The sequence below is a fragment of the Natronomonas sp. genome (assembly GCF_046483325.1).
Taxonomy (GTDB): domain Archaea; phylum Halobacteriota; class Halobacteria; order Halobacteriales; family Haloarculaceae; genus Natronomonas.
This window is the reverse complement of sequence record NZ_JAWODL010000017.1, coordinates 1-7720: the sequence shown is the minus strand read 5'-3', so window position 1 is coordinate 7720 and position 7720 is coordinate 1. Positions and strand designations below refer to the sequence as shown.

General features: G+C 62.6%; 7 protein-coding genes and 1 pseudogene. 2 read left to right on the top strand and 6 right to left on the bottom strand.

Annotated features, from left to right (window positions below):
• A pseudogene (locus R6U53_RS06745) lies at window positions 1–652 on the bottom strand (laminin G); the annotation flags it as partial.
• A 233-nt stretch (window positions 653–885) separates the two neighbouring features.
• Between R6U53_RS06745 and R6U53_RS06740 the strand changes: the two are divergent.
• Together R6U53_RS06740 and R6U53_RS06735 are read left to right on the top strand one after the other, a co-directional pair.
• Entirely contained in the window at window positions 886–1659 is a 774-nt protein-coding gene (locus R6U53_RS06740) for a formate/nitrite transporter family protein (protein ID WP_410321600.1), read from the top strand.
• Window positions 1660–1965: 306 nt separating this feature from the next.
• On the top strand, window positions 1966–2490 hold the full coding sequence (locus R6U53_RS06735) for a SprT-like domain-containing protein (RefSeq protein WP_410321599.1): 525 nt from the start codon (window positions 1966–1968) through the stop codon (window positions 2488–2490).
• 398 nt (window positions 2491–2888) lie between these two features.
• Here R6U53_RS06735 and R6U53_RS06730 read toward each other — a convergent pair whose 3' ends face one another.
• From R6U53_RS06730 to R6U53_RS06710, 5 genes are all read right to left on the bottom strand, one after another.
• Window positions 2889–3608: a plastocyanin/azurin family copper-binding protein gene (locus R6U53_RS06730; protein ID WP_410321598.1), complete on the bottom strand. Its 720-nt coding sequence runs from the start codon at window positions 3606–3608 to the stop codon at window positions 2889–2891.
• 11 nt (window positions 3609–3619) lie between these two features.
• Entirely contained in the window at window positions 3620–3979 is a 360-nt protein-coding gene (locus tag R6U53_RS06725; RefSeq protein ID WP_410321597.1) for an SHOCT domain-containing protein, read from the bottom strand.
• A 5-nt stretch (window positions 3980–3984) separates the two neighbouring features.
• Window positions 3985–4401, bottom strand: coding sequence for a DUF302 domain-containing protein (locus R6U53_RS06720; RefSeq protein WP_410321596.1), 417 nt, complete (start codon window positions 4399–4401; stop codon window positions 3985–3987).
• Between the two features lie 66 nt (window positions 4402–4467).
• Window positions 4468–7260, bottom strand: coding sequence for an aconitate hydratase AcnA (gene acnA / locus R6U53_RS06715; RefSeq protein ID WP_410321595.1), 2793 nt, complete (start codon window positions 7258–7260; stop codon window positions 4468–4470).
• Window positions 7261–7503: 243 nt separating this feature from the next.
• Window positions 7504–7720: hypothetical protein (locus R6U53_RS06710; protein WP_410321594.1), on the bottom strand; the 217-nt coding region annotated here is incomplete at its 5' end.

Below are 7720 nucleotides of genomic sequence, written 5' to 3'. Positions count from 1 at the left end.
CGAACGCGCTCGCGAGCGCGACGCGGCGATCCTCGGCCACTTCGTAGGCGAACAGATACGTCACGAGCACGGTCGCGACGCCGACGAGCACCGGCATCCATGCCAAAATTGCGGTGTGGCTGTCCAGGCCGCCCGCAAATTCAGCGGCGTAAAGCAGCTGGACGATAGTTAACGGCTCCCCATTCGCTAGCCCTGCCGGAAGCTCAGAGAATGACCAGCCGTTTCGGAGCCCCTCCTCGACGGCGTACACATAATAATAGGGATCGTTCCCGGTGAACACCACCCGATCGCGAAACACCGACGGGTAGTTCGCGATTCGAACCGCGACCGCCACCACCAACACGAGCCCCAACAGTCCCGCGGCGGTCCAATCTAGCTCGGGCATCGAAACGTCGACGCCGCCCGAGTCGTCCGCTTCGACCGTCTCGCCGCCGAGTGCCCGCTCCACCGCCTCGGGATCGGCCAGTCGGTATTCGCCGTCGACCTTCTCGACGACGCCCTCGCCGACCAACTCGCCGAAGGTGCCCGAATCGAGCGGAATGTCGTCGAACGTCCACGTCTTCCGTTCGCGATCGATATCGAGGAGGGCCTCCAGCGCGGTCTCGAACTCCGGCGAATCCGAAAGCAGCGACCGAATCTCGCTGGCGTTCATTACGACTGGGTGGTGAGCGCTCGCGAATAAACGCATCGGGTCGAGGCGTGTCGAGATCCCGGAGTGGTTGTTCGCACCGATTTCGGCCTCGCCTCGAACAGCCGTACCGAACTCAGACTCTCTCGTAGCAAGCGCCGACCGACTCTCCCGATGAAAAGGTCAATATCCTTCCAACAACGACCCACTAGGGGTGACTGGTTGTGGATACTCAAGGATCTGAGGGGGTATCGATCATGGAACAGATGCCGACGCGGGACGTTCTCGATTCGTTGATCGAGGACGGACTCCACGAGATCAACCGCGAGACGTCCGGATTGATGCTCTCGGGATTTTCGGCGGGTCTCGATATCGGATTCGGGCCGCTGTTGATGGCCGTCGTGCTCACGCTTTCGGAGGGGAGTTTCGGTGATCTCACGACCGAGTTGTTGCTGGCGAGCGTGTATTCAGTCGGCTTTATGTTCGTTATTTTGGGCCGCTCGGAACTGTTCACCGAACACACGACGCTCGCGGTGATACCGGTCCTCGATCGGCAGGCATCGCTCAGCCAGTTGGCTCGCCTCTGGGGGCTCGTATATTTCGGAAACATCGTCGGCGGGTTCGTGTTCACCCTGCTCGCTGTGCTCTTGATGCCGGGGCTCGGCGTCGTCTCACCGGCGGCGTTCGAAACGATCGCTGAAAAACTCGTCACGCACGAAGTTCGCTGGCTGTTCGTGGCCGGGATTTTCGCCGGGTGGTTGATGGGGCTGTTGGCCTGGCTGATCACGGCCGCACAGGGGACGCTCAGTCGCGTGGTTCTCATCTGGATCGTGACCGCCACGATCGGGATCCTCCACCTCCCTCACTCCATTGCGGGCAACGTGGAGGTGCTCTTCGGATTGTTCATGTCCGCTTCAATCACCCCGCTGGATTATCTCACCTTTCTGGTCTTAGCGACGATCGGAAACGCGTGCGGCGGGGCGATATTCGTCGCCGTACTCAAATACGGGCACGTCGTTCGGGGGGCGTGATAATTCACCCGTCGAGACCGCTCCCCTCGAGACGTACCGCATCCCGACGCGATTCACTCGGTCGACGTCAATCCGGAGGGATTTGCGGGTCGAGACCCACGAATCGGAGGACGAACTCGCGGGCGAGCCTTGGCGGTTCGTCGGCGCGATAATGCACGATGAACGACGTGGGGAACGCGAATCCACCGAATTGAACGGTGTGTTTGGACGTAGTGGGGACGGCGAGGTGACTTTTTTTCGGTACCACCCTGGAGCATTGGTCACCCGAAATATCCATGCCCTGTGGCTTCGACACTCCCACATAACGTGTCCGTCGACCTCGAGTACTACCGTATCACGCCCGACGCCACGGACGCGGAGTTTCTGGCCGCGTCGAAACTGTACGCGAGAGCCGTCGTCGACGACCACGACCGGTCGGTGCGCGTCTCCGAACTGGAGTGGGAGATCAGCAAGCGCGCCAAGCGACGCGCCGGCGCGGTGAAACACCGAGATGGGGTCCCCGAGACGGTCTCGCTCACGTGGGAGTACTTCGAGACGCACGGCTGGTCGGGCGTCGCCGAGATCATCCGGCACGAACTGATCCACGTCCACCTGCTCGACACGGCGGGTGACGGCTCGCACGGAGCGGCGTTCGAGGCGCTCGCCGAGCAGTTGGACACGCGGGTGACCTGCGATCGGTTCAGCGATCCGAAGTGGTGGATCGTCTGCGAGGGGTGTGGACACACGTTCGGACGGTATCGGCGCTCGACGGTTGTCGACGAGCCCGAGTCGTACCGCTGTGGGGAGTGCGGCGGGTCGCTTCGGGTCGAAGACGGTCGAGACGGCGGCTGATCGGGATCGGCCGCTCTCCGGGGATGCTGCTCGACCGACTCCGCTGAACGTCACCCACTCGACGTCGGTGGAGCGGTCTCGGTCGGTGCCTGCCCCGCGGGGCCACTCGCCTCCGTACAACCGGCGAGCGCGAGGCTCCCTGCCGCGGTGAGACGGAGAAATGGCGTCTTGTCGACACGGTAGCGGACTGTTCTCGAGCCGCTGCTGTACCGCCACGATCCAGAAGACGGCCGGCCCATCGAGTGGGGCGTTCTTGCTCGTACGAACCGGGGAAATCAGTCGAGATCGGCGGGGACCGGCGGGGACCGGCGGGGACACCCGCCGAAACAGCCGCTAGCGCGGAATCCGAACGAATACACGATTTCGCGGCGTCTCCGGTTCTTTCGAGGTCGATGTGTTCAGTGGTCGTCGTCGTGCTCGAGTGCCGCCCTGGTTCGTTCGTTGAACCCCTCAAATTCGTGTCTTGCGGCGTCGGGCAGCCCATCCGCGGGGGATCGGAGCGCAGGCTGCGCGTTGGGATCGAGTTCCGGCCAGCCGACGATCACGCGGCCGACCATGCCCGTCGCTTCGTGTGTTCGATGATGGTCATAGGGGCCTTGTCCACGGTCGGGCCCATGGCCGTGTTCGACGACGGTACAGGTGTAATCATAAATCCCCGCTTCTTCGAACGTCCGTTCAAACGTCTCTCCCTCGCCCCGATACAACTCACTCCGCCACGGGCGGGCTTCTTCGGGCATCCGCCGCTCGGTCGCTGACGGGAGCAGGTCAGCGTTGTCCGGGTGGTAGCTAACCGTGTCGTGAGCGCCGCTCTCCAGAACCCACCTGACCGTTCCTCCCTCCTCAATGTGGACTGCGTGTGGGACGAAGTGGTTGCTGTCGCCGTCCGACTCCATCCGCACGTCTATCCGTGTCTCCGGATGGCCGAGCTCGTGACCGCTCTCGTGATCGTGTTCATCGCTAGCGCCGGTGGCTTCTTCGCCATCGCCGTTGTCAGTCGAGTCGCCGCGATTGCCGTCGCCGTTTCCACCAGCGGGTGACTCGCCGTTAGTCGCACACCCTGCCAGGCTGGTCGCAATCGCTCCGCCGGCGACTGCGATCAGGCGTCGTCGTGTGGGCATAGTATTGATGATTAGTTCTCGTATTCAGTCTGGAGTCGGCGCCGTCGGTCATCAAATTCCTCCTCGGAGAGTTCCCCACGAGCGTACGCTTTGCGGAGTTCCTCAATCGCCGGATCTCGAGCGCTCCGACTGTCGATTCCGCGCCGAAAGACGAGGTAGCCACCGCCGATGAGCACGAGGAGGAAGACGAGCGGGATGAGCATCCCGACGAACGGCCACCAGCCACCCGTACTACCGTACTGGCCCATCATCCCGCCGTAGCCCATCATCCCGCCGAAGCCCATGCCCATCGTGAGCAATGGAAGTGCGATGAGTGCCCCGAGGATCAAGAGGAGAATGGTCGTGGTGTCAAGTTGGTTTGACGGTGACATGAGAATCAACTCCCCGAGACCGACTCGAGATCATCCCTGACGGCCGCGAGCACACGCTTGAATCGATCGGTGACCTCGGCCGCGATCGGAGTGAGCGCGTCGTTGTCGGGGATCCCCATGAGTTGGTCGGGGGCGACGGCGCTCACCACGATATCGCCATCGTCCGCTTCGTAGACGATGAGGTTACAGGGGAGGAGTGCGCCGAGTTCGATCTCCTCGGCTAGTCCCTCCTGTGCGAGTGCGGGATCGCACGCGCCGAGGATCCGATACTGTCGAAATTCGTCGCCGAGCTTCTTTTCGAACGTCGCTTTGACGTCGATGTCACAGAGGACGCCGAATCCTTCGTCTTCGAGCGCAGCGATTGTAGCGTCGACGACTGCATCGAACTCACCCGACACCGAGGTTTGTATGGTATATTCCATTTTGCTCACTACTCGCTGGGCAGGGATAACGGTGTGGTCTAATTGGGTGGTCGTCTTTGTGCCGCCTCAGTCTTCAACCTCCTTCTCGGAGAGTAACCGACGGAGCACCAGATGAAGGATTCCACCATTTTCGACGTATCGAACGGCTGCCGGCGTTCCAACCTGTGCTGTGACCGAGAATTCGACGGTCGAGCCATCGGCGCGTTCTGCGACGACGGTGAGATCGTCGTTCACGTCTAGGCCGTCGTCGAGTCCGTGAATCGCGACCCGTTCCGAGCCGTCGAGGCCGAGCGACTCCCACGAGTCACCGTCGACAAACTGGAGCGGCAAGACACCCATCCCGACGAGGTTGTCGCGGAAGATGCGCTCGTAGCTCTCGGCGATCGTCGCACGGACGCCCAGCAGATCCGTTCCCTTTGCCGCCCAGTCACGACTCGATCCGGTTCCGAGCTCTTCACCCGCAAACACGACCAGCGGCGTGTCGTTGTCACGATAGCGACGGCTGGCTTCGAAGACCGTCGTCTGGTCGCCGGTCGGATGGTGGATCGTGTAGCCGCCTTCGACGTCGTCGAGCATCTGGTTCTCGATGCGAACGTTGGCGAAGGTGCCGCGCATCATCACCTCGTGGTTCCCACGCCGGGCACCGTACGTGTTGAACTTGCGGGGTTCGACGCCCTGTTCGACGAGCCACTCTCCGGCCGGCTGCTCGCGAGTAAACGGCCCGGCGGGACTGATGTGATCGGTCGTGACCGTATCGCCGAGCAGCATCAGCGTGCGGGCGTCAGTGATATCTGCGACGCCGGGCTTCTCCAAGGGGAACTCCCTGAAGAACGGCGGTTCGCGGATGTACGTCGAGGAGTCGTCCCACTCGTAGACGTCACCGGTCGGCGCGTCGAGCGCCGCCCAGCGCTCGTCACCTTCGAACACTTCGGCGTACTTCTCTTCGAACATCGAGGAATCGACGCTGTCGTGCACCGCCGCGTGAATGTCGTCGGCGCCGGGCCAGATGTCAGAGAGGTAGACCGGATTGCCGTCATCGTCGGTGCCGAGCGGATCGTGTTCGAGATCGATATCCATGCGCCCGGCGAGACCGTAGGCGACGACGAGCGGCGGACTGGCGAGGTAGTTCGCCCGGATCTTCGGGTGGATGCGTGCCTCGAAGTTCCGGTTGCCGGAGAGGACGCTCGTCGTCCAGAGGTCCTCGGCGTCGATCGCGCGTTCGATCGGCTCGGGAAGCGGCCCAGCGTTTCCGATGCAAGTCGTACAGCCGTAGCCGACGACGTTGTAGCCGAGGTCTTCCAGATAGGGGAGGAGTCCGGAGGCTTCGAGGTATTCGGTGACGACTCGACTACCCGGTGCAAGACTCGTTTTGACGTACGCCGGAACGTCGAGCCCCCGTTCGACGGCGTTTCGGGCGAGCAGCCCCGCCGCGAGCATCACGGACGGGTTCGACGTGTTCGTACAACTGGTGATGGCGCTGACGACGACGCTGCCGTGCCCGATCTCGGTCGACTCGCCGTTCACGTCGACTTCGACTTGGTGATCAAGATCACCGATGTCCGGCTCCGGAAGATCGGGGTCGGGTCGGTCTTCGTCGGGGGCGCTGCTCTCGTTGATCCATCGCGTGAGCGCATCTTCGTCGATATCGTCGAGTTCGTCCTCGAATTCGCCGTGGACCAGCCCCCGGAAGTGCGTCTTCATATCGCCCATCGGGACGCGGTCTTGGGGGCGTTTCGGTCCGGCGAGGCTAGGAGTGATCGTCGAGAGGTCGAGTTCGACCGTCTCGGTATACTCGGGATTCTGTTCACCGAACAGCCCCTGGGCGTCGAGATATTCGCGAACGAGTTCGATGTGCTGCTCCTCGCGGCCCGTGAGTTCGAGGTAGTCGAGCGTCGCCTCGTCGGCGGGGAACATACTGATCGTCGAGCCCTGCTCGGGCGCCATGTTTGCGATGGTCGCCCTGTCCGGAACGGTGAGATTCGCCACACCGGGGCCGAAGAATTCCACGAACCGATCGACGACGCCGACCTCCCGGAGCTGTTCGGTGACGTGAAGGACGAGATCGGTCGCGGTTGCTCCCTCGGGAAGTTCGCCGGTGAGCCGGACCCCGACCACCTCGGGGAGTTTCATCGTGATCGGCTGGCCGAGCATCGCGGCTTCAGCTTCGATGCCGCCGACACCCCAGCCGACAACGCCGATGCCGCCGATCATCGGCGTGTGGCTGTCCGTCCCCACGAGCGTGTCCGGCAGGAGCCACGCGTCTCCATTCTGCTCGCGGGCGTGGACAACACGCCCGAGGTACTCGAGGTTCACCTGATGGACGATACCAGTCCCCGGCGGGACGACGCGGAAGTCGTCGAACGCCTGTTGGGCCCACTTGAGAGACCGGTACCGCTCGCCGTTTCGCTCGTACTCCAATTCGACGTTGCGTTCGTAGGCATCCTCGGTGCCGAAGTAGTCGACCTGCACGCTGTGGTCGATCACGAGGTCGCACGGGACTTCCGGCTCGACGATGGTTGGATCTTTACCCTCGCGATCGGCCGCCGATCGGAGCGCTGCGAGATCGACCACAGCAGGGACACCGGTGAGGTCTTGCAGGACGACTCGGGAAGGCGTGAATGGGAGTTCAACGTTCGGTACCTCGGGTTCCCACGAGGCGGCGTTCCGAACGTCCTCGGCGGTTATCGTTTCCCCGTCGACGTTGCGGAGAACGGACTCGAGGAGAACGCGGATACTGACGGGGAGCCGGTCGAGTTCACAGAGACCCTCCTCTTCGAGGACTGTGAGGTCGGCCATCTTGTAGGAGGTGCCGCCGAACTCGAATCCGCGGATCGCATCGAATGGGGATGATTCGTCCATATCTCGTGCTACGGTGACATGCGGCGGCGTTCAGGATGCAAGAGACCTGCAAGAGTGTCAGTCCGACCGGAACGCCGCGTGAGCGCGCCACGGATCAACTCGCAAAAGGTGTCACGGCGCATCGGTCAGAGCGTAACCATTTCCTCCGGGCTTGTTCGGATCTCCCAGGCCCCAGAAGAACCTTATAGATGCGGCATACCATTTGGCTGGCGCCGGCCACGTGGCAGCTGTTTCCGGAGAAGGCTATAGGGAGGCCATTGATATTAATGTCAAAGGGACCCTGAACTTCGTCAAGGCCTGTGCCCCGTTGATCCCCTCGCCGTTCTCGACGGCACCGTCGATCCGCTCCGTCGAGGCCTCACTGGCGGTGACGACCTCGTCGGTAAAGACCTCGACGTCGCCGATAATTCTCTGGAGGCCGTCGATCGCCTCGTTGAAGCTCCCCGCCACCCGTTCGAGC

Bases quoted from the DNA above. Each gene is read 5' to 3' on its own strand.
- R6U53_RS06730 (WP_410321598.1), bottom strand. From the start codon at position 3,608: ATGCCCACACGACGACGCCTGATCGCAGTCGCCGGCGGAGCGATTGCG.
- acnA (WP_410321595.1), bottom strand. From the start codon at position 7,260: ATGGACGAATCATCCCCATTCGATGCGATCCGCGGATTCGAGTTCGGC.
- R6U53_RS06720 (WP_410321596.1), bottom strand. From the start codon at position 4,401: ATGGAATATACCATACAAACCTCGGTGTCGGGTGAGTTCGATGCAGTC.
- R6U53_RS06740 (WP_410321600.1), top strand. From the start codon at position 886: ATGGAACAGATGCCGACGCGGGACGTTCTCGATTCGTTGATCGAGGAC.
- R6U53_RS06725 (WP_410321597.1), bottom strand. From the start codon at position 3,979: ATGTCACCGTCAAACCAACTTGACACCACGACCATTCTCCTCTTGATC.